Genomic DNA, 25331 nt, shown 5'->3' on the forward strand with positions numbered 1-25331 from the left:
GTGCACACAGCGCGGGCAGGCGCCGTCGTAATAGACGGTGAGCTTGCGTTCGGGTGTGCTCATGGTAAGGGTGTCCGGGTGTCTGCGCGCGTCGGCCTCTGCGCCGGCCTCGGCCCTGGTCGAGCGTGAGCCTCTGCTTACATCGTAGTCTGCCCGTGGCCCGGTATCACGGCCCAGGTGGCGCAAGCTGCGCGGCCGCGCGCGCCGACGCCACCATGATCAGCTTCATGGTCGCCCGCGTTGCGCCGACGAAGAGCTTGCGCATCGTCAGCTCGTCCATCCGGCCGTCCGCGGCCTCGAAGTCGATCTCGGTGAAGATGATGCAGGGCGCCGACTGGCCCTTGAAGCGGTACACCGAGTCGATCAGCAACTCGCCTTGCGAATGCTCGGGTTCGCCGAGCAGGTCGTAGCGGCCGGTGAAGGCACGCAGGCGGTGAGGGCCGAGCTGCTCGAGCGCGGTGAAGCGCGAGTGCTCGCGGCCACGGAAGGTGAGCAGCACGATCATCTCGCGCTTGAAGCCGAGGCCGAGCGCGCGCGTGATCGCACGCTTGGTGGCCTCGAGCAGGCCGGCGTCGTCGTCCCAGCTCAGCACCTCGGGCTCGCTGTCGGCCACCGGGCTGCCGGCGCGGATCGGTGCGGGCAGTGGCAGGCGGGCGTTGAGCAGCGCGAGCACGTCAGCCGGGCTGCGGTAGTTGGTATCGGCGTTCAGCCGGACCCAGCCCGGCAGCGCCACCGGTGGGCGGTCGTAGAGGTTCTGCAGCGGATCCTCCAGCCACCAGGCGCGCCCGCCGGGCTTGAGCAGCGCGAGCAGGGCGTCGCGCCAGGGTTCGAGGAAGTCCTGGCCTTCGTCGATGATCAGCTCGTCGAACTGCCAGTCTGTGGTGACGTGGCTGGCGACGAGCGCGGCGAAGTCGGCTTCCATGCGGCGGAAGGCGCCGGGGGCGCCGAAGGCCGGCTTGCGCCCGGCGTCGCGCAGGCGGCGGTCGCAGAGCTGGTGGAAGGTGGCGATCTCGCCGCCGGCCGGGGCGATGTGCGCGAAATGATCTGCGAGCGGGCGGTTGTAGCACACGTAGAGCGGCCGCCGGCCGGCGCCGAGCGCATCGGTGTAGACAGCGAGGGCGAGCTGCGTCTTGCCGCTGCCGGCGGTGGCGGTCACGCGCAGGCGGTGCGGTTGCATGTCGATGCGGCGCGCCCACTCGGTGAGGCCGCCCGACAGCCGGGTGGTGAGCGCGTCCACCTGGCCGATGTGGGACTGCACGTCCGGCACCAGCTCCAGGATGTCGGCGAAGAAGCGGTGCAGTGCCTGCAGCCGGACGGGGTCCGCCGGCGGGTCGTCGTCGTGCGCGCGCGTGAGGGCGAGCACGATGGCGGCGAAGGCGTCCCGGCGGCTGGCGTCCACGATGCGCGCCGGGTCCAGGCCGGCGCTGCCGGGCTGGCGCACGTGGTAGTCGGGGCAGTAGAGCAGGATGTCGAGCAGCGGCTCGGCGCCGACCAGCAGCGGGCGGAGGCGGGCGCGCAGCTGGTCGGCGCTGCGCGCGAGTTCGTGGCTGACGTGCTGCGCGCGCCTGCGCCCGGGGCGCATCAGGCCCTCGGCGGTCTCGTCGAGGAAGCCCGCGTGCTGCTCGATGAGCAGGATGCGGCCGCCCGGCCCGACGACTGCGAAGGTGATCTCGCCGAAGATCAGCTGCGCGCCCTCTGCGCGCGTCCAGTGCAGGCCGTGGTAGATCGTCCACGCGTGCGGAAGCGCGGCGGCGAGCTGGGTCAGCGTCGCGCGCTCGCGACCGCGTGCGCCGGCCGCGGGAAGATGCTGCCAGCCTTCGGGGTGGGTGCGGGCCATGGGTGTCCAGGGGGCTGCGGGAAGCGTCGCGACGAGTGTAGCAAGGGACCGGGGGCGCTGCCCGGCGCAGGATCGCCGCCCGAGTGTGAGGATTCTCGCGCTCACGAGCGCGCCGAGGTGGACGCTCCCGGTTCGGGCATGCAAAGCTTGGGCACCCTCTGTGTCCGTCCGATCAGGCCCGTTGCCGTGCTCGCTCACCATTTCCCCGTCCGCGCCGCCCTGTGCGCCGCCGTTCTCGCCGCCGCCAGCGCTCAGCCCGCGGCGGCGTCCGATCTGTTCTTCGAAGACATCCCGATCGTGCTCACGGCCTCGCGCATGGCGCAGTCGCCGCTCGACGCCCCGGTGGCGGTGACGGTGATCGATCGCGAGATGATCCGCGCCTCCGGTTTCACCGAGATCCACGACCTGCTGCGCCTGGTGCCGGGCTTTCTGGTCGCGGACTGGCCGGAGGGGTCGCCGATGGTGGCGCGCCATGGACTCGGCGATGCCTACGATCGCCGCATCAAGGTCATGATCGACGGCCGCACGGTCAATCGTCCGCTGTGGGGCGACACCGCCTGGCTCGACCTGCCCATCCGCGTCGATGACATCGAGCGCATGGAGGTGGTGCGTGGCGCCAACGGCGCAGCGTACGGGGTCAACGCCTTCGACGGCGTGATCAACATCATCACCCGGTCGCCGGCGACCGAGGATGGCGCGACCGTGATCACGCGCGCCGGGCGCAGGGGTTTCTACGACCATGGTTTCCGGCTCAGCGGTCACGACGCGGGCGGAATCGACTGGCGCCTGTCCGGCTCGAAGCGCGGTACCGAATTCTTCCGAGCGCGGTACGACGACAAGACCGGCACGCCGACCTTCGCCGAGGATGTGCGCAACGCCTTGCTCAACTTCAGCGCCACGGCCCAGCTCGGCGCGCACGACGAGGTCGGCCTGCACGTCGCGCTGAACGACGGTGTCGCCGAGCGCGGCAACGCGGAAGACTGGGAGGAGCAGCCTCGCGACGAGGAGACGCGCTCGCGCTTCCTCCACCTGTCGTGGCGGCACAGCTTCGGTCCGGACTCGGATCTCAGCGTGAACCTCAGCCATCAGGACGAGCGCTTTCGCGCGCGGTGGTCCACCATCGGCCCGCTGGTGGTGCCGATCGACAAGAACAGCGACGGCCGTCGCGACGAACTCGAGCTGCAGTTCACCGCCCGCCCCGCCGCAGACTGGCGCCTGCTGCTCGGCGCGGGCGTCCGCCGTGAGGCGGTGCGCTCGCTGCGCTATTTCAATTCCGATGCCACGCTCTCGGGGACCAGCAGCCAGCTCTTCGGCACCCTGACATGGAACCCGCTGGCGGCGCTCAAGCTGGATTTCGGCGGCACGCTCGAGGACCATCACTACAGCGGGACGAGCTTCTCGCCGCGGCTGGCGATGAACTACCTGCTGACGCCGGAGTCGGCCGTTCGTGCGTCCGCCGGCCTGTCGTACCGCGCGCCTTCCTTCTTCGAATCGATGGCCTACGAGACCATCCGGGTCGGCAACGCCGTGCGCTGGGTCGGCGTGCGGCAGACCGTACCGGTCGAGCCCGAGCGCGTCCGCCATTTCGAGCTGGGCTACGTCGCGCACCTCCGTGAACTGGGGCTCGCCCTCGACGTGCGCGCCTTCCACGAGCGCTTCGACCGCTATCTGGACAGCCGCAGCTGCATCATCGGCGAGCCCCGCTGCAATCCGCCCGAGTCCTTCGATCCCTTCCCGCACGATCCGCTGCGGCCGCCGAAGCAGTTCCGCTTCGTGAACTCGGCCGACCTCACGCGCCATGGTGCCGAGTTCAGCGTGGACTGGCGGCGCCCGGGCTGGGGGCGGGTGGTGCTGTCGCAGGCCTTCATCGACATCGACGCCGCGGCGGCGGCCTCGGACCGCGACTTCGACCTGAGCTCGCCCACCACGATCACCTCGCTGCTGTTCACGAAGGAGCTGCCGCAGCGCTGGCAGGCAAGCCTGGGCTACTACCGCCACGGCGAGATGTACTGGCTCAACCAGGGTGACCGCGTACCGGTGACCAACCGCTTCGACGCCCGCCTTGCGCACCGCTTCGGGCCGGCGGGCAGCGACAACGAGTTCGCGATCGTGGCGCAGGCAGTGAACGGGCGGTACCCCGAGTTCTACGCGCGCCAGTTCCGCCATGAGCCGCAGCTGTTCGCGAGCCTGCGGCTGTCCTGGTGAGATCTGGATGCTGCGCGACTGGGTCGGCGGGCTGCGCTGGCGCCTGATCCTGGTCGGGCTCGGTCTCGCCCTGTTGTGCGCGCCCGCGCGCGCGCTCGACATCGCGGTCGCGGTGTCGCAGCGCGACGGGCCCTACCAGGCCTTTGCCGACGCCTTCGTGCGTTCCGCGGCCAGCCTCGGACATCGCGTGTTCGAGGTCGGCAATCCCGCCGAGGGCCTGGACGAGGTGGCGATTGCCCGTGCCGACCTCGTCATCGCCAGCGGCGAGGCGGCGGCCGCGGCCGTGCTGGCGCGCCATGCGCGCCCGACGCTGGTGACGATGATCGCGCGCAGCCGCTTCGAGGCACTGCGCAGCGCACACCCGCAGGCCGCGCTGTCGGCCTGGGTGCTCGACCAGCCGGTCGAGCGCCAGCTGCGCCTGCTGCGTGCGGTGCTCCCCGGGCGCACGCGGGTGGGCCTGCTGCTCGGCAGCAACGCGGACGCGGAGGCGACGCTCAAGGCCACGGCCGCCGGGCTCGGCCTGGAGCTGGTCACGCGTCGGGTCAGCGGTGACCGCGAGCTCATCGCCAGCCTCGAGGGCGTGCTGGGGACGAGCGAGGTGCTGCTCACGCTGCCCGATCCGCAGCTCTCCAGTCCCACCGCGGCGCGCTCGATCCTGCTCAGCAGCTACCGCCACCAGAAACCCATCATCGCGTTCTCGCGCGCCTACGTGACCGCGGGTGCGCTGGCGGCGGTGTTCGTCACGCCCGAGCAGGTCGCCGGCGATCTGCTCGACTGGTTGCGGAACCACGACCGGGACAAGCTGCAGCGGCTGCCGCCGCCGCAGGCCCCGGTTTCCTTCGAGATCGCCGTCAACCGCCAGGTCGCACGTGCGCTCGGCATCAGCGTGGCCGATGACGGCGAACTGCTGCGCCTGACTGCGGGGGAGGGTCGGCCATGAACGTGGATCGCCTCAAGCTGCGCAGCCGCCTGCTGCTCACCGCGATGTTGCCGGTGCTGCTGCTGTCGATCGCGCTTACCGGCGTATCGCTGTTCCGCGACGCCCAGGTCGCCGATCGCGAGATCACCGAGCGCGGGCTGGCCATCGTCAGTTTTCTGGCTCCTGCCGCCGAGTACGGCGTCATCTCCGGCAGCGGCGGCAGCACGGAGGGTCTCATCCAGGCCTTGCAGGCCCAGCCCGATGTCGCCGCCGCGGTCCTCTACGACCGCAGCGGCGGCGAGATCGCCAGCCTCGGCGAGCCCGCCCTGCTCGACGGCATGGCGGTGCGCAGCACGCTCGAGGCGCGCCGCCTCGGTCGCGATGGCGCGCGCGTGGGCTTTGCCGCGCCGGTGATGTCGGCGCCGGTGGCGGTGGACGAGTTCGCCGATGGCGAGCCGGTGCTGGCGCCGCTGCCGGTGGGCTGGGTCTATGTCGAGCTCGACACCAGCCCCTACGACGCACGCTGGCGGATGACCATCCTGACCACGCTCGGCCTGGCCGGCGGCGCGCTGGCGCTCGCCCTGCTGCTCGCGGTGCGGCTGGCGAGCGCGGTGGGCGCGCCGGTCGCGCGCCTGGCGGCGGCGGTCCAGCGCATGGCGGCAGGCGATCTCGAGGTGCAGGTCACCGGCCGCGCCGGCAGCGAGGAGCTGCTCGCCCTTCAGCAGGGCTTCAACTCGATGGCGCGCGCGATCGCCAACGCCCACAAGACCCTGCAGGCCCGCATCGAGCAGGCCACCGCGCGCCTCGCCCACCAGGCCCTGCACGACCCGCTCACCGCACTGCCCAACCGCCGCGCCTTCGAGATCGCCCTCGAGGAGCTGCTTGCCGCCTCGCGCCGGGCGGGCGATCGCGGTGCGCTGTGCTTCATGGACCTGGACCACTTCAAGCCGGTCAACGACACCGGCGGCCACGCCGCGGGCGACGCCCTGCTGCGCGAGGTGGCGGACCTGATCCGGCTGCGCCTGCGCACCGAGGACACGGTGTGCCGGATCGGCGGCGACGAGTTCGCGCTCATCCTGCGCGGCTGCACCAGCGAGGACGCCGCCCGCATCGCCAACGATCTGTGCCAGGCCGTGAGCGAACTGCGCTTCCAGTGGGAAGGCCGCGAATACCGCATCGGCGCGAGCATCGGCTTCGCCATGATCGACGGCTCGATCGACAACGTGTCGCAGATCGTGCACGCGGCCGACCATGCCTGTTACACCGTCAAGCGCGAGGGGCGCGGGCGCGCGCTGGAGTACCGCGCCGGTGCAGGGGGGGCGGGCGCAGGCGGTGTCTGAGGCAGGGCGCGTCCGCTTCGTATAATGGCGCTCCCCTTTCCGCCGCGTGACGCTGGTCACGCGCTCGCCGGCTCCAGCCATGTTCCACCTCAGCTTCTCGAACCGCTTCGAAATCCTCCTCGACAGCCTGCTCGCGCGCCTCGGCGACACGCAGCCGGGGCCGTTCGGCCAGCGCCAGGTGGTGGTGCCGAGCAGCGCGCTGCGGCGCAAGGTGGAACTGGCGGTCGCCGACCGTGAGGGGGTGAGCGCCAACTTGCGCTTCGACTATCTCGCGCAGTGGCTGTGGGAGCAGATTGGGCGTGTGATACCGGTGCCGCAGCGCTCGCCGTTCGCGCCCGCCCTGCTGACCTGGCGCATCCATGGCCTGCTCGATCCCGCCCACGGCGGCAGCTGGGTGGAGGCGCACCCGCGCCTCGCCGCCTATCTGGCGCAGGCCGACGCCCGCATGCGCTTCGAGCTCGCCGGGCGCATCGCGCGCGCGTTCGACCACTACCTGACCTACCGGCCGCACTGGCTCGAGCGCTGGGCCGATGGCCACGGCGCCGCGCTCGGCGCCGACGCGAGCGCGCTCGAGCGCGCCGACGAGGCCTGGCAGGCCGAGCTGTGGCGGCGCATCCGCGCGGGCATGGGCCTGCGCCAGGAGCACCCGGCGCAGGCCTTCCTGCACCGCGTCGAGGCGATGTCGGCCGCCGAGCTCGCTGCGGTCGGCCTGCCCGCTACGGTGCATGTGTTCGCGCTGCCCGCGCTGCCGCCGCTCTACCTCGACCTGTTGCGCGCCCTGTCGCGGGTGATGGAGCTGCGGCTCTACGTGCTCAACCCCTGCCGCGAGTTCTGGTTCGACATCGTCGACGCGCGCCGCCTGTCCTGGCTGGCCGCGCGCCAGCAGGCGCTGTTCTTCGAGACCGGCAACAGCCTGCTCGCGGCCTGGGGCAAGCAGACGCGCGCCCACATCGGCCTGCTGTTCGAGGGCGAGCACGCGGTCGAGGAGGACGCCGCCTTCGCGGCCCACCCGGGTCGCCACCTGCTCGCCCGCCTGCAGAACGCGATCCTCGAGCTGCAGGAGCTGGCGCCGGCGAGCGTGCGCCTCGCCGCCACCGATCGCAGCGTCGAGGTCCATGTCTGTCACTCGCGCACGCGCGAGCTGGAGGTGCTGCACGATCGTCTGCTTGCGCTGTTCAAGGCCCACGCCGGCACCGCCGAGGCGCTGCAGCCCGCCGACGTGGTCGTGCTCACGCCCGACCTCGAGGCCACCGCGCCGCTGATCGAAGCGGTGTTCGGGACGATGCCGCCGGCGCGCAGGATCCCGTGGCGGATGACCGGCCTCGGCGGCAGCCGGGAGAACGCGGTCGCGCGCGTGCTCGATGAGGCGTTGCGGCTCGCGGCCAGCCGCTTTCCCGCCAGCCGCATGTTCGACCTGCTGCAGCAGGCGCCGGTGGCGGCGCACTTCGGGCTCGACGAGGCCGCGCTGGAGACGGTGCACGCGTGGCTGCGCGCGGCAGGCGTGCGTTGGGGCCTGGATGCGGGGTCCGCGGCCGAGGCCGGCGTGACCGCCGAGACCGGGGCGCCGCCGCTTGCCCACACGCTCGATGAAGGCCTGCACCGCCTGTTCCTCGCCTGGGCGGCCGGCGATGCCGCCGACCACGCCAGCTTTGCTGGCCGGGTCGGCGCAGCGGCGCCGGAAGGGCAGGCCGCGGCGGCGCTCGGCAGCCTTTGGCGTTATGCGGACAGCCTGCGCGCGGTGCGCGACGCGGTGCGGCATGCGCACACCGGCGCGGGCTGGCGCAACGTGCTCAACACGGTGCTCGACCGCCTCGTCGGCGATTCGGTCGCCCACGCCGAGGACGTGCGCGAGGTACGCGCCGCGATCGCCGCGCTCGCCGACAACATCGCCGCCGCCGAGCTCGAGACGCCGGTGCCGCTCGAGGTCGTGCATCCGGCCCTGGTCGAGCTGCTCGACGACCCGGCACGCGGCGGCGTCCCCGGCGGCACGGTCACCTTCTCGGCGCTGCCGGCGCTGCGCAGCCTGCCCTATCGCGTGGTGTGCGTGATCGGTCTCGACCAGGGCGCCTTTCCGGGCAGCGACCGCCCGGCCGAGTTCGACCTCATGGCCGCCCGCCCGCAGGCGGGCGACCGCCAGCGCAGGCTCGACGACCGCAACCTGTTCCTCGATCTCGTGCTGTCGGCGCGCGAGAACCTGCACCTGTCCTACGTTGGGCGCAGCGTGCGTGACGGCAGCGCGCTGCCGCCCTCGGTGCTGGTCGACGAGCTGCTCGACGTGCTCGCGAGCGCCTGCGCCAGCGAGGCCGGATCGCCCGCTGCGCTCGCCGCCGCGCGCCGCCGGCTGGTGGTCGAGCATCCGCTGCAGGCCTTCTCGGCCGCCTACTTCATCGCCGCCGAACGCAGCGACCCGCGCCTGGTGAGCTTCGACGAGGACTACGCACGCGCGCTCGCCAGCAGGCTCGGCGCGGCGGTCGATGCGACCGGCGAGGGGCTGGCCGGGGCGGCGCCGGATCGCGCGCAGGCCTCCGCGACAGCAGGGGAAGACCGTGGTGAGGCCGGCACCGGGGGAGAGGCGGGCGATGACGAGGACGAGGATGCAGCTGCTGGCGCCCCCGCCGCCCCCTTCTTCACGGCGCCGCTGCCGCCGCCCGAGGCGGCCTGGCGCGAGGTCGAGCTCACGCAGCTCATCCGCTTCTTCGCGAACCCCTGCCGCTACCTGCTGCGCACCCGGGTCGGGCTCGACCTGCCGGAGTCGAGCGAGGCGCTCGCGGACGTCGAGCCCTTGCTGCCCGAGTGGCCGGCGCGCCAGGCGCTCGCCGCCCGGCTGCTGCCGGCGCTGCGCGCGCGGGCGAGTGGCGGGGCGGACGGCGACGGCGCGCCCGAGCTGTGGGCGCTCGCCCGTGCCGGTGGCGAATACCCGGCGGGGGCGATCGGCGAGGGGGCGCTCGCGCGCGAGCTGCTGCGCCTGCAGGCCTTCGCCCGCCGCGTGGCCGAGCTCGAGGCCGGATCGCCCCTGCCGCCGCATCCAGTGCGGTTCGCGTGCTCGCTCGAAGGCGAGGCGTGGTCGCTGTCCGCCGCCGTCACCGACCTGCGCCCCGCCGGGCTGGTACGCGCACGCTACGACGACACCCGCACGGCGGACTATCTGGGCGCCTGGATCACCCATCTCGTGCTGTGCGCCGCGCCCGCTGCCGGCGTGCGCTGCGAGACTCGCGGCCTGTCGCGCGACGGCGAGTTCCGCTTCACTGCGCTCGACCCCGCTGCCGCGCGTGCCGAACTCGAGACCCTGCTGCGCCTTTATCGACAGGGCCTGTGCGCGCCGCTGCATTTCTTCCCGAAGTCGGCGTGGGCCTTCATGGTCGGGGGGGCGAGCGTGGCGCGTGCGCAGGCGAAATGGACCGGCGGCCGGCAGCCCGCCTTCGGCGAGTCCGCCGACCCCGCCTACCGCCTGGCCTTGCGCGGCGAGCAGGGCGTGCCCGACGAGCGCTTCTTCAGCCTTGCGCGCACGGTGTTGCAGCCCTTGCTCGCGCACATCGAGGATGTGCGCCTAGCCGGCGCCTGACACCCATGCCGCTGACCCTCGCCGCCCCCGTCCACAGCGAACTGATCATCAAGAAGAGCCGCTTCATCGGCTGCGTGCAGCCGATGAGCGACCGGGCGCGCGCGCAGAAGGTGGTGGCCGAGCTGTGGGCGCAGCACCCGGGCGCGCGCCATGTGTGCTGGGCGCTGCTCGCGGGCGGGCAGTCGGCGGCGGTCGATGACGGCGAGCCGAGCGGTACCGCCGGCCGGCCGATGCTCGACGTGCTGCGCCATCAGGACCTGGAGGGCGTGCTCGCCACGGTGGTGCGCTACTTCGGCGGCGTGAAGCTGGGTGCGGGCGGGCTGGTGCGCGCGTATACCGACGCGGTGGCGCAGGCGCTGCTGCAGGCGGAGAAGGTGCCGATCGTGCGCCTCGCGACGCTGCGCTGCGCGGTGCCGTATGCGCTCGAAGGCCTGCTGCGGCGCGAGCTCGAGGTGGCGGGGGCGAGCCTGCTGCAGGTGACGCACGGCCAGGAGGTGGTGCTCGACTTCAGCCTGGCCGAGGATGCGGGCGTGGCGCTGCAGGCACGGCTGGCCGAGGTCGGGCAGGGGCGGATCGTCTGGCTTGCGCCGGCGGAGAACGGGGGCCTGACGGGCTGAGGGCGCGTTCGCCGCTGCGCCTGGCGGACGCGCCCCTGGCCCAGCCTTCGGCAAGTGGCTATCGGCAGCCCACTGCGGCGAGGGCCTGCAGCGGACCGACGCGGCGGATCGACTCGATCTGTTCGCGCTGGCGGGTGTACAGCGTGCCGCCAAAGCACACCGCGCTCATCGAGATGCCCTCGAAGCATTCCTGGCTGCGCGGCAGCACCAGCATCCAGCCCTCGTGCACCAGGAGGTTGAAGGGCGGCAGCAGGCCGTCGGCGCCCGGGCGCAGCGGCAGGGCATCGCAAGCCAGGCGGAAACCGGCGTGCAGGCTGTCGGCAGTGGTCGCTGCGGCCACGCCCCGGCCGCAGCGAACGCGCACGAACACGTGCTGCATGGCCAGCGCCGGGTGGCGGGCGATGCCGCCCTCGTCGAGCGCGGCCGGCAGCCCGGGGGCATAGAGACGCAGGCTCGCGTTGCCGTCGATGTCGGGCATCCATTGGACGTGCTTGTGGCGCTGGCTGGCGCCGGCCGCGGTGCCGCCGTTGTAGAGGCCGATGCCGCCGGCACGCTCGATCAGTTCGGCGAGCGCGGCGAAGTCGCTGCGCGCCAGTGGCAGCAGCTGCTCCTCGAAGCTGCGCCGCGCCAGCACGAGGTGGCGGTCGCAGAGCGGGAACTTGTTGAGGATGGCGACGTGCTCGGTACCGATCGGGCCGACGGTGAGCTCGGGGTCGGGCTTGAGAAAGGGGTTGAAGTTGGGGTCGCGCGGTCCGCCCGGGATGGCGACCGGCGCGGCGGCGGAGGCGCCGGCCGGCGTGGCAGTCGATGTGGTGGCCTTGGTGGCGTCCTTGACCGCGAGCGAGGACACCCAGCGCACGATGAAGTGCAGGCCGGCGTCCTCCATTCCGGTCTGCTCGGCGGCCACCGGCTGCAAGGCCCCCGATGCGAGCGCGGCTGCGCTGCGTGCGTCGATCGCCGCGATCCAGTCTTGCGTCATGTCTCCGTCCTCCGTTGAGTGCTCTGTTGCGTATGGGAACGGTGGAGTTTAGGCGGAATCGACGCGCTTGTAGCCCGGGAGGGGCGATGGCGTTCGGGTGGGGGCCGGCGAATGGTTCAGGCTCGATGGCTGCATTCGCGGGCAAGCCCGCTCCCACAGACAGTTGCTCCCAGGAGGATCTCGGGCCCAGCGCCCGTGGGAGCGGCCTTGGCCGCGAAAGTGGCGCTTGATCTTGCGACATTCGCGGGCAAGCCCGCGCCCGCAGGCAGTTGTGCCCACAGGAAAGCCGCTCCGGCGGGAAGCTGACGCCGGGGCGAGGCGAGGGCGGGTTCGCTTGCGCTCAGCGCGCGCCGACGACCTCGGGCAGGGTGCCGACCGTCCATCCGCGCGCTTGCAGCGCGGCGCGCAGGCGGCGGGCGCTGTCGACCGCGCCCAGGGTGTCGCCATGCACGCAGATGCTGTCCATTGCCGTCGGCAGTACCTTGCCGCTCTGGCTGACCACGCCGCCCGCGTCGAGCATGCGCAGCACGTGGGTGACGAGCGCGTCGTGGTCGTGGATCACCGCGCCGGGCTGGCCGCGCGGGACCAGGGTGCCGCGGTCGGTGTAGGCGCGGTCGGCGAAGACCTCGCCGGCCACCTGCAGGCCGGCGCGCTCGCCGGCCTTGTGGAGCTCGGACAGCACCGGGGCGAGCAGGATGAGGCACGGGTCGATCGCCTTGACCGCACGCACCACCGCGTCGGCCAGGGCGGCGTCCTCGCAGGCCTGGTTGTTGAGCGCACCGTGCGGCTTGACGTGGGTGACGCGGCCGCCCTCGGCCGCGGCCATGCCGGCGAGGGCACCGACCTGGTAGATGACCATGGCTTCGAGCTCGGCGGGCGCCATCTTCATCGGGCGGCGACCGAAGCCCTGCAGGTCGGGGTAGGCGGGGTGGGCGCCGAGGCTCACCCCGGCGGCGAGCGCGGTGCGCACCGTGTGGCGCATCACCACCGGGTCGCCGGCGTGGAAGCCGCAGGCGATGTTGGCCGAGCGCACCACCTGGAGCAGGGCCTCGTCCTCGCCCATGGTCCAGGCGCCGAAGGATTCGCCGAGGTCGGCGTTGAGGTTGATGGTCTTTTTCATTCGAAAGGGCCTCGAGTCGGGAGCGGGTCTTGTGGGAGCGGGCTTGCCCGCGAAAGTCGCCTGCTGCAAGGCTGTATTCGCGGGCAAGCCCGCTCCCACGGGTTCCTCTTCAATACAGCGGGCGGTTCTCGGCACCGAGCGCGTGCACCACGCCGTCGACCAGATTGCTGGTGTATAGCGCCACCAGATCGATGCCCTCAGCCGGCAGGGGACGGATCGCGGCGATGAGCGCGCGCGTCTCGGCCTCTTCGGCGCGGGCGATGCGCGCGCCTTCGTCGGCGCTCACCCAGGCAAAGTGCAGCGTGCTGCCCGGGCGCAGTGCGGCGAGCCGCCCGAGGTCGGCGGTGATCACGGTGGCGATCTTGGGATAGCCGCCGGCGGTCTGGGCGTCGGCGAGCAGCACGATCGGCTGACCGGCGCCGGGGACCTGGACCGAGCCGGGCACGGTGGCGTCCGACACGATGTCGGCGGCGCCGGCGTGATCCAGCTTGGCGCCTTCGAGGCGCACGCCCATGCGATCGGCCTCGGCGGTGACGCGGAAGTCGCCGCCCACCAGGGCCGCGAGCGCGGCGGCGCTGAAGTGGTCGGCCTGCGGGCCGGGCACGAGGCGGATCGGGCGCGCGTCGGCGGCCGGCGGCTGGGCCAGCACGCGGTCGCTGCCCGCGGCGTCGGCCTCGGCCAGCGAGAGGCGCATGCCCGCTGCCAGCGCGCGGCCGCTGCCGTCGGCGCCGCCGAGGCCGGCGCGCACATAGGTCGCGGCGCTGCCCATCACCGGCGCCACCTCCAGCCTGGAGACGGCGACCATGGCGATGCGGCCGCTGCCCATCTTGCGGATGCGCAGCGCCTCGCCCGCGGCGAGCGTCAGCGAGCGCCAGGGCGCGAGCTGGCGGCGGCCGTCGGGGCCATCCACCTCCACCGCCGCGTCGCCGGCAACGGCGAGCTTCACCGCGCCGCCGTGCGCCACCAGGTGCAGGCCGCCGTCGAAGCACTCGATCACCGGCGCGTCCTCGGGCTGGCCGGCGAGCGCGTTGGCGATGCGCATCAGGCGGCGGTCGAGCACGCCGGCCCAGGGCACGCCGATGCGGCGGAAGCCGCGGCGGCCCGCGTCCTGGATCGAGGCGAAGGCGCCGGGGCTGACGATCTCGAGTTCGGTCTGCGTGCTCATGCTGCGTTCTCCGCGGAGGTCGGGGCGCTGTCCAGCCACTGCATCGGGTCGAAGTCGGCGCTGCGCGCGGCGGCCTCGATGGCGCGGCATTCCGCGCTGCTCACCGGCACGAAGCGCACGCGGTCGCCGGCAGCGAGCAGCGAGGGCGCGGGACGGCGCGCGTCGAACAGCGGCACCGGGCAGCGCCCGAGCAGGTGCCAGCCGCCGGGGCTTTCCCAGGGGTAGATGGCGGTGAGCCCGGTGGCGATCGCCACGCTGCCGGCGGGCACGCGCACGCGCGGCTGGGTGCGGCGCGGCAGGCGCAGGCGCTCGGGGAGGTCGCCCATGAACGGGAAGCCGGGCAGGAAGCCGAGCATGTAGACCAGGTATTCGGTGCCGCTGTGCAGGGCGACGACTTCGGCCTCGTCGACGCCGAGCGTGGTCGCCACCTCGGCGAGGTCGGGCGCGGCCTCGCCCTCGTAGCACACCGGCAGGCGCCAGTGGCGGCCGTCGACCGGCGTGCCGTGCTCGGCGGCGGCGATCAGCGGCTCGAGCACGGCGAGCAGGGCGTCGCGCGCGGTGGCGAGCGGGTCGAAGAACACCGTCAGCGAGCGGAAGGTGGGCATGGTCTCGATCACGCCCGGCAGCGCGCCCGCGTGCTGCAGGCGCAGGAGGGCGGCGTCGAGCGCGTTGACCGCAGCCAGCAGGGCGGGGTCGATGACGCTGCCGAACTCGATGGTGAGCGCGGCGTCGCCGGCGTCGAGGATGCGATAGCTCACGGGGTGGGCTCCGTTGTCGAGGACTACGAGGTGGAAGCCGCGCGCGCGGCCTGGTCGTACCGGCCCGAGAGCGTGCGCAGCAGCTGGGCGAGCTCGCCGATGCGGGCGTTGTCCTCGGCGCTGCCGGTGAAGCCGGGCATCAGGCAGGACTCGCGCACGTCGCGGTAGGCGAGGCAGATCTCGCGGCCCTTTTCGGTGACCGAGAAGAAGGCCTCCTTGCCGCGCTTGGCGCTCTGCACCAGGCCGAGGCCGGCGAGCTTGCGCAGCGAATACGAGACCACGTGGGTGTCCTCGACATTGAGCACGAAGCAGATGTCGGCCAGCCGCTTCTCGATGTCGCGATGGGCGACGTGATGCAGCACCAGCACGTCGATCGGCGTCATGTCCTTGACGCCTGCGGCGGTCATGCAACGCATCATCCAGCGTGCGAAGGCATGCCACGCGATGATCATTCCGAACTCGAACTCGGACAGCTCCGGCGACTTCGGGGATACGAGGTGCTGGGAAGAAACGATGCGGTTCGATTCGCTCATGCTTGTCTCCAGGGGGGCGCTGCGCGGCGGTGGATAGAGGGTCGAAGCGTTTTGATGAGGTTTTGATGAAAAAACGTCTACGTTTTGTTGACAAGATAATCATAAAATCTCTATCGTGCAATAACGGTGACTTATCGGAAGCAGGTCGCCGCCCGTCGAATCGCGTTTCGGGGCTCTCGCCCTCCTTCACTCAGGAGCACATGCCATGACCTTCACGCATCCCGTCCTCAAGGCGCTCACCGGTTCCCTGCTCGGTCTGGGCCTGGCCGCGGCCGCCCAGGCCCAGACCGCCTGGGACATGCCCACGCCTTATCCGGCCACCAACTTCCACACCGAGAACATCCAGCAGTTCGCCAAGGAGGTCGATGAGACCACCGGCGGCAAGCTCAAGATCACCGTCCATCCCAACGGCTCGCTGTTCAAGGCCAACGAGATCAAGCGCGCGGTGCAGGGCGGACAGGCGCAGATCGGCGAGCTGATCATCTCCGGGCTGGCCAACGAGGACGCGCTCTACGCGCTCGACACCGTGCCCTTCCTCGCCACCAGCTACGCCGATTCGAAGAAGTTGTGGCAGGCCTCGAAGCAGGCGGTCGAAGCGCGCCTGGCGAAGAACGGCCTGAAGGTCCTGTACTCGGTGGCCTGGCCGCCCCAGGGGCTCTACGCAAAGACCGAGCTCAACACCATCGGCGACCTCAAGGGCATGAAGATCCGCTCCTACAGCCCGACCGTGGCGCGCATGATCCAACTCATGGGCGGACAGCCGGTGACCGTGCAGGCCGCGGACCTCACCCAGGCGCTGTCGACCGGCGTGGTGTCGGCCAACCTGACCTCCTCGGCCACCGGCTACGACACCAAGAGCTGGGAGCAGCTCAGCCACTACTACGACCTCCAGGCCTGGTTGCCGAAGAACATCGTGTTCGTTTCGCAGAAGGCCTTCGACGCGCTCGACCAGCCTGCGCGTGACGCACTTCTCAAGGCCGCAGCGGCCGCCGAGGAACGCGGCTGGAAGGTGTCGGAAGAGAAGACCGCCTGGTACATCGACCAGCTCAAGACCAACGGCATGAAGGTGCAGCCGGCCCCGGCGGCGCTGCAGGCCGAGCTGCTCAAGGTCGGCGAGCAGATGACCGCGGAGTGGGTGGAGAAGGCAGGCCCCGACGGCCAGGCCATCCTCGACGCCTATCGCAAGCTCAAGTGAGCCGACGCTGACGCACGAGGCCTCGCGCGAGCGGGGCCGTCCCTTTCAGGAGACCGCCCATGAGAGCGTTCCTCGATTCCCTGTATCGCCTGTCCGGCGGGCTGGCCGCGGTCGGCATGGTCGCCACGCTGGTGCTGGTCACCTCCGGCGTCGTGACCCGGCCACTCGGTATCTACCTGCCGGGCACCGACGACTATGCCGGCTACGCGATGGCGGCCTGCGGCTTCTTCGCGCTCGCCTACACCTTCAAGCACGGCGAGCACATCCGCGTGAGCTTGCTGCTCGAGCGCGCCGGCCCGCGCCTGCGCGCCGGGCTGGAGCTGTTTTCGCTCGTTTCCGGCACGGCGGTGGCCGCGACGCTGGCGTTCTACTCGGTGCGCCTGGTGCTGCAGTCGCACGAATTCGAGGAAATCTCGCAGGGCGTGGACGCCACCCCGCTGTGGATCCCGCAGCTGACGATGGCGATCGGTTCGGTGGTGCTGCTGATCGCGCTCGTCGACGACCTGGTGGCGACCCTGCGCGGTCGTACGCCGGCGCGACTGGCTACCCACAGCGGCGAAGCCGCGCGCATGGAGTGAGGGACGGATCATGGAAGTGATGACTGCGGCCGTCCTCATCGGCCTCATGCTGGCGCTGCTCGCCGGCGGCCTGTGGATCGGCCTCGCGCTGATGGCGATCGGCATCCTCGGCATGCTCGGCTTCACCCCGCGCGCGCCGGGCGACGGCATGGCGGTGGCGATCTGGAGCCACGGCTCGAGCTGGACGCTGACCGCGCTGCCGCTGTTCCTGTGGATGGGCGAGATCCTGTTTCGCACCAAGCTCTCGGAAGACATGTTCAAGGGCCTGTCGCCCTGGCTCGAGCGCCTGCCGGGACGCCTGCTCCACACCAACATCATCGGCTGCACGCTGTTCGCCGCGGTGTCGGGCTCGTCGGCGGCGACCTGCGCCACCATCGGCAAGATCGCGCTGCCCGAGCTCGAGCGCCGCGGCTACCCCGAGTCGATGGCGCTCGGCACCCTGGCTGGCGCCGGCACGCTGGGCCTGCTGATCCCGCCCTCGATCATCATGATCGTGTACGGCGTCGCGGCCGACGTGTCGATCTCCAAGCTCTTCATCGGCGGCGTGCTGCCCGGCATCCTGCTGGCGACGCTGTTCATGGGCTGGGTGGTGGTGTGGTCGCTGGTGAACGCCGACAAGATCCCAGCCGCCGACCTCAAGACCAGCTTGCGCGAGAAGTTCGCCGCCTCGAAGAATCTGATCCCGGTGGTGCTGCTCATCGCCGGCGTGCTCGGCTCGATCTACAGCGGCATCGCCACCGCGACCGAGGCGGCCGCGATCGGCGTGATCGGCAGCCTGATCATCGCCGCCAGCCAGCGCACGCTCAGCCGCAAGAGCTTCTTCGGCGCGCTGATGGGCGCCACGCGGCTGTACTGCATGATCGCGCTGATCCTCGCCGGTTCGGCCTTCCTGACCCTGGCGATGGGCTACATCGGCCTGCCGCGCCATCTCGCCGAATGGATCGGCGCGCTCGGCCTGAGCCCGGCGATGCTGCTGGTGGCGCTGGCGATCTTCTACATCCTGCTCGGCTGCTTCCTCGACGGCATCTCGATCGTGGTGCTGACGATGGCGGTGCTGATGCCGACCATCCAGGCCGCCGGCATCGATCCGCTGTGGTTCGGCATCTTCGTGGTGGTGGTGGTGGAGATGGCCCAGGTCACGCCGCCGGTGGGCTTCAACCTCTTCGTGCTGCAGGGCCTCACCGGGCGCGACATGACGGTGATCGCGCGCTACGCGCTGCCCTACTTCCTGCTGATGGTGCTGGCGGTGGTGCTGCTGTACACCTTCCCCGGGCTGGTGACCTGGCTGCCGGGGCATATGGTGGGCTGACGGCCGCCCGCGCGCGCGCACCCGGCGCCGGCTGCGTCAGGGGGCGGCGCCGAACGCCTGCTGCGCTGCGGCCCCTGCGTCGTGCGCACCGTGCGCCTCGCCCACGATCCAGTCATGCACGGTGGCCACGCGCGGGTCGGCGAGCGCGCCGGCCGAGTAGATGAGGCAGTAGCGCTTGCCGGTCTGCACCGACTGCGCGAAGGGCGCCACCAGGCGGCCGCTGTCGAGCTCGTCGGTAATGAGCGTGCGGCGCGCGATCGCCACCCCCATGGCGGCGATCGCGCACTGCATGGTGATGTGGTTGCGGTTGAACATGTAGCCGCGCCGCACACCGACCTGAGGCGCGCCGATGGCCTTGAGGTAGCGCTCCCATTCGGCGTAGGGCGGGCTGCCGCGCCAGGCGGTCATGTCGTGCAGAAGCGGGTAGTGGACGAGATCGTCGGGCGTGCGCAGGGGCGGACGGCCTTCGAACAGGCGCGGCGAGCACACCGGGAAGATCTCCTCCTCCAGCAGCACCGTGCTCTGAAAGCCCGGGTAGGTGCCGTCGTTGAGGTCGATGGCGAGGTCGAACTCGCCGTCGCGCAGCGAATAGGTGCTGTCCTCGGCCTCGACCTGCAGCTCGATCTGCGGAAAGCGCGCCATCAGCCGCGGCAGGCGCGGCACCAGCCAGGTGGCGAGGAAGGAGGGCAGGGTGCGCACCCGCACCACGCCGCTCAGCGCGCCGCCGCGCAGGCGGCCGATGGCGAGTTCCACCGCGGCGTAGGCCGGATCGACCGCGGCGAGCAGGCGGTTGCCGGCGTCGGTGAGTTCGAGCCGGCGCGGCAGGCGGCGAAACAGGCGCTGGCCGAGCCAGTCCTCGAGCAGCTTGATCTGCTGGCTCACCGCGCCGGTGGTGATGTGCAGTTCCTCGCCGGCGCGGGTGAAGGACAGGTGGCGGGCGGCGGCGAGGAAGACGCGCAGCCGGGTGTGGACCTGCGAGGGCGCAGAGGGCGTCATGGTTTAGATTTCCTGAACCGAGCGTGAAAAACAATCGATTGAGCCGCCCTGGTTGCGGCCGGACAATACGCTCATGCAGCGATAAGTATTTTTCGCAATTAGTCTGATTAAAGCACGCAGCGCATTCCCACAGGAGCCGTCCATGTCCATCAGCGTCCTCGACTTGTTCAAGATCGGCATCGGCCCATCCAGCTCGCACACCGTGGGGCCGATGCGCGCCGCCCACGACTTCGCGGTCGCGCTGACGCAGCAGGGCGTGCTCGAGCGCGTTCGCCGGGTCGAGGTCAAGCTCTACGGCTCGCTGTCGGCCACCGGCATCGGCCACGGCACCGACCGCGCGGTGGTGGCGGGGCTGATGGGCGCGCGTCCGGACGAGGTCGATCCCGACTTCGTCGTCGAGGCGGTCGATCTGGTCAAGCTCGACGGCGAGCTTGCGCTCATGGGCCGGCACACCATCGCCTTCGACTGGGCGCGCGACATGCGCCTGCTGCCGGTGAGCCTGCCCTACCACCCCAACGCGATGCGCCTCACCGCCCATGGCGACGACCGCGTGCTGTACGAGAACACCTATTACTCGGTGGGTGGCGGCTTCGTCGTCGACGAGGCGCAGGCCCAGGCGGGCGGCGCGAGCGCGGCCGAGATCGTGCTGCCCTATCCATTCGAGACCGGCGCCGAGCTGCTCGCCCAGTGCCACCGCCACGGGCTGAGCATCGGCGAGCTGATGCTCGCCAACGAGGGCGCATGGCGCAGCGAGGCGGAGACGCGGGCTGCGCTCAGGCGCATCTGGGCGGTGATGCAGGGCTGCGTGCAGCGCGGCATCAGCCAGGAGGGCATGCTGCCTGGCGGGCTCAAGGTGCGCCGCCGCGCCGCCGCCCTGCATCGCAAGCTCAGCGAGCGTGCCGCCGGGCGCAACCTGATCAGCGACACCATGGCCGCGCTCGACTGGGTCAACCTCTATGCGCTCGCGGTCAACGAGGAGAATGCCGGCGGCGGCCGCGTCGTCACCGCACCCACCAACGGCGCGGCGGGCATCATTCCGGCGGTGCTGCATTACTACATGCACTTCATGCCCGGTGCCGGCGAGCGCGACGTGGAGAACTTCCTCCTCGCCGCGGCCGCGGTCGGCGTGCTGTGCAAGAAGAACGCCTCGATCTCCGGCGCCGAGGTCGGCTGCCAGGGCGAGGTCGGGTCCGCCTGCGCGATGGCCGCCGCCGGCCTGGCCGAAGTGCTCGGCGGCACGCCCGAGCAGGTCGAGAATGCGGCCGAGATCGGTCTCGAGCACAATCTCGGCCTCACCTGCGACCCGGTCGGCGGCCTGGTGCAGGTGCCCTGCATCGAGCGCAACGCGATGGCCTCGGTGAAGGCGATCAACGCCGCCCAGCTCGCCCTGCGCGGCGACGGTGCGCACACGGTGTCGCTCGACCAGGTGATCCGTACCATGCGCGATACCGGGCGTGACATGCTCGACAAGTACAAGGAGACTTCGCGCGGCGGCCTCGCGGTCAGCTTCCCCGAATGCTGAGCGCCGCCCGCGGGCGCGACCCCGTGGGAGGGGCCCCGTGGGAGCGGGCTTGCCCGCGAATGCAGCGCCCATCGCCCGCAATGTTCGCGGGCAAGCCCGCTCCCACAAGAGCCCGCTCCCACAAGAGCCCGCTCCCACAAGAGCCCGCTCCCACGCTGACCAACTCACCCCCGCCGCATGCGGAACACCCCTCCCGCAGCGGCTTCTTGCCCTACCCGGGCGCCCCTAACCACAAAGTCATCCACGAGGAGACACCCCGATGACCACTGCAAACCCCACTGCCCTGCAGCGCGTGCTGCGCATGAGCCTCATCTCCCAGATCGCCATCGGCCTGGTGCTCGGCGTCGCGCTGGCGCTGATCGCACCGGGCGCGACCAAGTCGGTCGCCCTGCTCGGCGACCTCTTCATCGCCGCGCTCAAGGCGGTGGCGCCGATCCTCGTCTTCGTGCTGGTGGCGGCGGCGATCGCCAACCACAAGCAGGGCCAGCCGACCCATATCCGTCCGGTGCTGATGCTGTACCTGCTCGGCACCTTCGCCGCCGCGCTGGTCGCGGTGCTCGCCAGCTTCGCCTTTCCCACCACCCTGGTGCTCGACGCGCCAGCCGCCAGCGGCAACCCGCCGGCCGGCATCCTGCTGGTGCTCAAGAACCTGCTGCTGAGCGCGGTCTCGAACCCGGTCAAGGCGCTGATGGAAGCCAACTTCATCGGCATCCTGGCGTGGGCGATCGGCCTGGGCATCGCCTTGCGCCACGCCGGCGACGGCACGCGCAAGGTGCTCAACGACCTCGCCGACGCGGTGTCGAAGATCGTCCATGTGGTGATCCGTTTCGCGCCACTGGGCATCTTCGGCTTGGTTGCCGCCACCATGGGCGAGGCCGGCCTCGACGCGCTGCTCGGCTACGGCCGCCTGCTGCTGATGATCGTCGGCTGCATGGTCTTCGTCGCGCTCGTCGTCAATCCGCTGATCGTGTTCTGGAAGCTGCGCGCCAACCCCTACCCGCTCGTGCTCACCTGCCTGCGCGAGAGTGGCGTCACCGCCTTCTTCACCCGCAGCTCGGCGGCCAACATCCCGATCAACCTCGAGCTGTGCCGCCGCCTCGGCCTGCACGAGGACACCTACGCGATCTCGATTCCGCTCGGCGCCACGATCAACATGGCCGGCGCCGCGATCACGATCTCGGTGATGGCGCTGGCTGCCGCCCATACCCTCGGCATCCCGGTCGACTTCCCGACCGCGCTGCTGCTGTGCATCGTATCCTCGCTCGCTGCGGCCGGCGTGTCGGGCGTGGCCGGTGGCTCGCTGCTGCTGATCCCGATGGCGACCGCGCTGTTCGGCGTGAGCGCCGACGTGGCGATGCAGGTGGTGGCGATCGGCTTCGTGATCAGCGTGGTGCAGGACTCGGCCGAGACCGCGCTCAACTCCTCGACCGACGTGCTGTTCACCGCCGCCGCCTGCGCCGCCGAGAGCGGTGAGCCCCTGAACCTGGACCGTGCCTGAACGCTCATGGAACCGACCCAGCATTTCGCCAGCGACAACTACGCCGGCGTCTGCCCCGAGGCCCTCGCGGCCTTCGTGGCGGCCAACGCCGGCCACGCGCCGTCCTATGGCGAGGACGAATGGACGCGCAAGGTCTCCGACCGCCTGCGCGAGCTGTTCGAGACCGACTGCGACGTCTACTTCGTCTTCAACGGCACCGCCGCCAACTCGCTCGCGCTCGCTTCGCTGTGCCAGAGCTACCACAGCGTGGTGTGCCACGAGCTCGCCCACGTCGAGACCGACGAATGCGGCGGGCCGGAGTTCTTCTCCAACGGCTCCAAGCTGCTGCCCGCGCAGGGCGCCAACGGCAAGCTGACGCCTGCCGCGGTGCTCGAGGTGATCTCGCGCCGCAGCGACATTCACTACCCCAAGCCGCGCGTGGTCACGCTGACGCAGAGCACCGAGGTCGGCACGGTATACCCGCCCGACGAGGTCGCGGCGATCGCCGCCTGCGCGCGCGAGCACGGCCTGCGGGTGCACATGGACGGCGCGCGCTTTGCCAATGCGGTCGCCTCGCTCGGCGTGGCGCCGGCCGAGATCACCTGGAAGGCGGGTGTCGATGTGCTGTGCTTCGGCGGCACCAAGATGGGCCTGCCGGTGGGCGAGGCGGTGGTGTTCTTCGACCGCAAGCTGTCCGAGGACTTCGCCTACCGCTGCAAGCAGGCCGGCCAGCTTGCGTCGAAGATGCGCTTCCTGTCCGCGCCGTGGCTCGGCATCCTGGAAGACGGGGTCTGGCTCAAGCACGCCCGCCACGCCAACGCGATGGCGCAGCGCCTGGCGGCGGGCTTGTCCGAGGTGCCGGGCGCCAGGCTGATGTTCCCGGTCGAGGCCAACGGCGTGTTCTGCGAACTGCCGCCGGCGGTGCTCGACGGCCTGCGCGCGCGCGGCTGGCGCTTCTACACCTTCATCGGCGCCGGCGGCGCACGCTTCATGTGCGGCTGGGACACCCTGCCCGCGAGCGTGGACGCGCTGCTGGCCGACGTGCGCGCGCTGTCATCGCGGTAGATCCCGTGGGAGCGGGCTTGCCCGCGAAAGTGGCGCTTGATCTTGCGGCATTCGCGGGCAAGCCCGCTCCCACAGACAATTGCTTCCACAAGAGCCGCTCCCACAAGAGCCGCTGCCACATTCCAGCCGACCGCCGTTCTACAGGGTGTCGATCTGCGCCAGGTAGGTCGCGGCCTGGCTGCGGGTCGCCGCGCGTTCGGCCTCATCCATCTTGGCCCACGCCTTGTACGGCATCGCCATGCGCGGGTTGCGGGCGAAGCGGGCCTCGTGGCGGAGCAGGAAGTCCCAGTACAGGCTGTTGAAGGGGCAGGCGGGTTTCGAGCCGCTGGCCCCATGGCGGCGCTTGGGGTCGTAGGCGCAGCCTTTGCAGTAGTCCGACTGCTTGCCGATGTAGCTCGCCGCGCCGGCGTAGGGCTTGCTGGCGATCACGCCGCCGTCGGCGAACTGGCTCATGCCGCGGGTGTTGGGCATCTCCACCCACTCGAAGGCGTCGGCGTAGATGCCGAGGTACCAGGCGTCGACCTCGTCCGGGTCGCAGCCGGCGAGCAGCGCGAAGTTGCCGGTGATCATCAGACGCTGGATGTGGTGGGCGTAGGCGGTGTCCAGCGATTGCGAAACCGCGTGACGCAGGCAGGCCATCTTCGTGTCGCCGCTCCAGTACCAGGCCGGTAGCGGGCGGTGGGCGTCGAGCACGTTGGTCTGCGCGTAGCCCGGCATGCGCGCCCAATACACCCCGCGCACGAACTCCCTCCAGCCCAGGATCTGGCGCACGAAGCCCTCGCAGCTCGCCAGCTCGACCTTGCCCGCCTGCCAGGCCGCGACCGCGGCGTCGATGACCTCGCGCGGGTGCAGCAGCTTCACGTTGAGCGCGAACGACAGGCCCGAGTGGAACAGCGTGGTCGAGCGCGTGCTCATCGCGTCCTGGTAGGGGCCGAACCAGGGCAGGGCGTGCTCGACGAAGTGTGCCAGGCCGGCGCGCGCCTCGCGGCGGGTGAGTGGCCAGCGCACGCAGTCGGCATGCGGCGCGCCGATCGTCTGCACGCCGGCGACGGTGATCTCGTCCCACAGCGCGGCGAGGTCGTGGCCGCCCCAGGGCCACTCCGGCGCGGGCGGATCGCCCGGCCATTTCTCGCGGTTGAGCGCGTCGAAGTTCCACACCCCGCCGACCGGGCCGTCCTCCGCATCGAGCAGGATGCGATGGCGGCGGCGCATGTCGCGGTAGAAGAACTCCATGCGCGGGACCTTGGCGGCGAAGCGCGGGGCGAGCTCGGCACGGTCGGCGAGAAAGTGCTCGCTGCCGACCACCGCATGCGGCAGCGCGAGCGCGTCCGCGGCCGCTTCGAGCGCGCGCTCCACCCGCCATTCGTCGGCCTCCATGCGTTCGAAGCGCGTTGCGCCGCACGCGGCGGCCACCTGTGCGAGGTTGGCGGAGAAGGACTGGCGGTTGTCCGCGTCGCCGATCCTGAGATAGCGCACGCGATGGCCGGCGGCCTCGAGTGCCCCCGCGAAGGCGCGCATCGCGGCAAATATCGCCAGTACCTTCTGCGCGTGGTGGCGTACGTAGTCGGTCTCGCTGCGCACCTCCATCATCAGGTAGAGCACGTCGGCGCGCGGGGCGCGGAACCAGGAGTGGGCGGCGTTGAGCTGGTCGCCGAGGATGAGGCGCAGGGTGGTCATTGTTGGAGGGAAGGAACTGAGGCGTCGCCTATGGAGCGCTGGGCGGCCGGGTGGGTTCCGCAGGGGGATGGGGCGTTGGCGGCGGGGGGCGGCTCAGTTCGGGCAGGAGCGGGAATTCGTCCTTTGAAGAGATCCGCCACTTGAACGGCTGCTGCGCCCTGAAACCTGCCGGAAGGGCTACGGAAGGAGCTCGGCCGGTGCGGTCATCCGGCCCGCAGCACCATTACCGATATGGAATGACCGTTTCCGCGGTTCCCCGACTTCCGTGAGCGACCCAGAGCAGCCGTAGAGCTTTTGGGAAAGCTGTCGTTCAACGTTTGAGCCAACTGGACCATCGCGGAATGCGGCTAAAGGCCAAGAATGAAATGGCGGGCCTTTAGCCGCATGCCGCAATGGGTCCGGTTGAGTGATGGGATGGACTCCCCCTCCTTTTCGGCGCTCAATTGGCGCCACCGGTGCTCATGGGGATGGGGATCG

At 71.1% G+C, this 25331-nt stretch carries 19 protein-coding genes; 11 read left to right on the forward strand and 8 right to left on the reverse strand.

Going from position 1 to position 25331, the window contains the following annotated elements; genetic code table 11:
• Window positions 1–166: 166 nt before the first annotated feature.
• Window positions 167–1837 (reverse strand): ATP-binding domain-containing protein, encoded by a 1671-nt coding sequence (locus AAG895_RS01405; RefSeq protein ID WP_345793783.1) that lies wholly within the window; start codon window positions 1835–1837, stop codon window positions 167–169.
• Between the two features lie 186 nt (window positions 1838–2023).
• Here AAG895_RS01405 and AAG895_RS01410 point away from each other — a divergent pair, with 186 nt between their 5' ends.
• The 5 genes from AAG895_RS01410 (at window position 2024) to AAG895_RS01430 (ending at window position 10480) form a co-directional block, all read left to right on the forward strand.
• Window positions 2024–4042 (forward strand): TonB-dependent receptor, encoded by a 2019-nt coding sequence (locus AAG895_RS01410; RefSeq protein WP_345793784.1) that lies wholly within the window; start codon window positions 2024–2026, stop codon window positions 4040–4042.
• Window positions 4043–4049: 7 nt separating this feature from the next.
• Window positions 4050–4982: an ABC transporter substrate binding protein gene (locus AAG895_RS01415; RefSeq protein WP_345793785.1), complete on the forward strand. Its 933-nt coding sequence runs from the start codon at window positions 4050–4052 to the stop codon at window positions 4980–4982.
• Window positions 4979–6301 (forward strand): GGDEF domain-containing protein, encoded by a 1323-nt coding sequence (locus AAG895_RS01420; protein ID WP_345793786.1) that lies wholly within the window; start codon window positions 4979–4981, stop codon window positions 6299–6301. The genes AAG895_RS01415 and AAG895_RS01420 overlap by 4 nt, the downstream gene beginning before the upstream one ends.
• 79 nt (window positions 6302–6380) lie before the next feature.
• Window positions 6381–9863: an exodeoxyribonuclease V subunit gamma gene (gene recC / locus AAG895_RS01425; protein ID WP_345793787.1), complete on the forward strand. Its 3483-nt coding sequence runs from the start codon at window positions 6381–6383 to the stop codon at window positions 9861–9863.
• A gap of 5 nt (window positions 9864–9868) precedes the next feature.
• Window positions 9869–10480 carry a YigZ family protein gene (locus AAG895_RS01430; protein WP_345793788.1) on the forward strand — a complete coding sequence of 204 codons (612 nt, stop codon included), beginning with the start codon at window positions 9869–9871 and terminating at the stop codon, window positions 10478–10480.
• Between the two features lie 58 nt (window positions 10481–10538).
• Here AAG895_RS01430 and AAG895_RS01435 read toward each other — a convergent pair whose 3' ends face one another.
• The 5 genes from AAG895_RS01435 to AAG895_RS01455 form a co-directional block, all read right to left on the reverse strand.
• Window positions 10539–11459 carry a phosphorylase gene (locus tag AAG895_RS01435; protein WP_345793789.1) on the reverse strand — a complete coding sequence of 307 codons (921 nt, stop codon included), beginning with the start codon at window positions 11457–11459 and terminating at the stop codon, window positions 10539–10541.
• A 340-nt stretch (window positions 11460–11799) separates the two neighbouring features.
• Complete coding sequence (locus AAG895_RS01440) at window positions 11800–12579, reverse strand: 5-oxoprolinase subunit PxpA (RefSeq protein WP_345793790.1); 780 nt, start codon at window positions 12577–12579, stop codon at window positions 11800–11802.
• A gap of 109 nt (window positions 12580–12688) precedes the next feature.
• A complete protein-coding gene (locus AAG895_RS01445) occupies window positions 12689–13744 on the reverse strand; it encodes a biotin-dependent carboxyltransferase family protein (RefSeq protein WP_345793791.1) in 1056 nt (351 codons plus the stop codon).
• Entirely contained in the window at window positions 13741–14502 is a 762-nt protein-coding gene (pxpB, locus tag AAG895_RS01450; RefSeq protein ID WP_345793792.1) for a 5-oxoprolinase subunit PxpB, read from the reverse strand. The genes AAG895_RS01445 and pxpB overlap by 4 nt, the downstream gene beginning before the upstream one ends.
• 23 nt (window positions 14503–14525) lie before the next feature.
• On the reverse strand, window positions 14526–15035 hold the full coding sequence (locus tag AAG895_RS01455) for a winged helix DNA-binding protein (RefSeq protein WP_345793793.1): 510 nt from the start codon (window positions 15033–15035) through the stop codon (window positions 14526–14528).
• A 205-nt stretch (window positions 15036–15240) separates the two neighbouring features.
• Between AAG895_RS01455 and AAG895_RS01460 the strand changes: the two genes are divergently transcribed.
• The 3 genes from AAG895_RS01460 to AAG895_RS01470 are packed head-to-tail and all read left to right on the forward strand — an operon-like array spanning window position 15241 to window position 18117.
• Window positions 15241–16230, forward strand: coding sequence for a TRAP transporter substrate-binding protein (locus AAG895_RS01460; protein ID WP_345793794.1), 990 nt, complete (start codon window positions 15241–15243; stop codon window positions 16228–16230).
• Window positions 16231–16289: 59 nt separating this feature from the next.
• Window positions 16290–16808 carry a TRAP transporter small permease gene (locus AAG895_RS01465; protein ID WP_345793795.1) on the forward strand — a complete coding sequence of 173 codons (519 nt, stop codon included), beginning with the start codon at window positions 16290–16292 and terminating at the stop codon, window positions 16806–16808.
• A 10-nt stretch (window positions 16809–16818) separates the two neighbouring features.
• Entirely contained in the window at window positions 16819–18117 is a 1299-nt protein-coding gene (locus AAG895_RS01470) for a TRAP transporter large permease subunit (protein ID WP_345793796.1), read from the forward strand.
• Window positions 18118–18153: 36 nt separating this feature from the next.
• On the opposite strand, the gene AAG895_RS01475 is transcribed toward AAG895_RS01470, so the two are convergent.
• The gene (locus AAG895_RS01475; protein ID WP_345793797.1) at window positions 18154–19113 is read right to left on the reverse strand and encodes a LysR substrate-binding domain-containing protein; all 960 of its coding nucleotides are present in this window, start codon (window positions 19111–19113) and stop codon (window positions 18154–18156) included.
• 142 nt (window positions 19114–19255) lie between these two features.
• On the opposite strand from AAG895_RS01475, the gene AAG895_RS01480 reads away from it, so the two are divergent.
• The 3 genes from AAG895_RS01480 to AAG895_RS01490 all read left to right on the forward strand — a co-directional run bounded on the left by AAG895_RS01480 (window position 19256) and on the right by AAG895_RS01490 (window position 23177).
• Window positions 19256–20635: an L-serine ammonia-lyase gene (locus AAG895_RS01480; protein WP_345793798.1), complete on the forward strand. Its 1380-nt coding sequence runs from the start codon at window positions 19256–19258 to the stop codon at window positions 20633–20635.
• Window positions 20636–20894: 259 nt separating this feature from the next.
• Window positions 20895–22133 (forward strand): serine/threonine transporter SstT, encoded by a 1239-nt coding sequence (sstT, locus tag AAG895_RS01485; protein WP_345793799.1) that lies wholly within the window; start codon window positions 20895–20897, stop codon window positions 22131–22133.
• A 6-nt stretch (window positions 22134–22139) separates the two neighbouring features.
• Complete coding sequence (locus AAG895_RS01490) at window positions 22140–23177, forward strand: low specificity L-threonine aldolase (RefSeq protein WP_345793800.1); 1038 nt, start codon at window positions 22140–22142, stop codon at window positions 23175–23177.
• Between the two features lie 138 nt (window positions 23178–23315).
• On the opposite strand, the gene AAG895_RS01495 is transcribed toward AAG895_RS01490, so the two are convergent.
• Entirely contained in the window at window positions 23316–24854 is a 1539-nt protein-coding gene (locus AAG895_RS01495) for a cryptochrome/photolyase family protein (RefSeq protein WP_345793801.1), read from the reverse strand.
• Window positions 24855–25331: the final 477 nt, after the last annotated feature.

Source organism: Thauera sp. JM12B12, from assembly GCF_039614725.1.
In the GTDB taxonomy this organism is placed as follows: Bacteria; Pseudomonadota; Gammaproteobacteria; order Burkholderiales; family Rhodocyclaceae; genus Thauera.